The 700-nt window shown below is 48.4% G+C and carries 1 protein-coding gene; it reads right to left on the reverse strand.

Features of this window, described 5'->3' with window-relative positions; translation table 11 throughout:
* Window positions 1-79: 79 nt before the first annotated feature.
* Window positions 80-679: a TetR/AcrR family transcriptional regulator gene (locus D3D01_RS22565; RefSeq protein ID WP_121513857.1), complete on the reverse strand. Its 600-nt coding sequence runs from the start codon at window positions 677-679 to the stop codon at window positions 80-82.
* Window positions 680-700 lie beyond the last annotated feature (21 nt).

A 700-nucleotide genomic window follows, 5' to 3' on the forward strand; every position in this document is an offset into this window, starting at 1 on the left:
GAACTACCAGTCAATGCCCGGTGGCGGCATGACGGTTGACGGTGGCAGTAATCGCGTAGCGAAACGCAACTGTGAAAGGCTACGCAGAGAGCAGACAGTCCTCGACATACCGCTGAAACTCGTCTCTTACATCGTCGATAGTTTCCTCATCACTGGTAATCCGTTCCGCCTGGATCCCGACTAAAACTGTATGGAATAGCGCGGCTGTCTGTGATGGGTCTTCGACATCAAATGCGCCTGTATCAACACCGGCTTGGATGACACGCGCGATTTGTTTTCGAATGAAATCATCACTCCTTCGAAAGAGACGGCTGTAATCGTCGTCATGTGCTGCTTGCGCTCGCAGTTCAATTACGGCCTGCGAAAACTCGATATCACTGTTGCTGCTGGTGCCAAATATTTCATCGACGATTATCTCGATATACTCCTCAGGGGACTGGTTGGGAAGTGGAACCTGATTTTCGACCTGCTCCAGCATATAATCCAGAAGATCTACCAACAGCTCGTCCTTATTATCGTAATGATGATATATGAGCGACTGACTCTTCCCGAATTCGTCACCTATCTTTGAAATAGTCAGATCCGCGTACCCGTATTGACGTAATGCATAGAATGTAGCTTCAAGAATCTCCTCGCGGGTTCCATCTGGGTTCTGGAAAAAGGATATCTCGTTAGTCATCTTTAGGTCGACCGTTTCCTG

This window comes from Haloarcula sp. Atlit-7R (genome assembly GCF_003666065.1).
GTDB classification, from domain to species: domain Archaea; phylum Halobacteriota; class Halobacteria; order Halobacteriales; family Haloarculaceae; genus Haloarcula; species Haloarcula taiwanensis.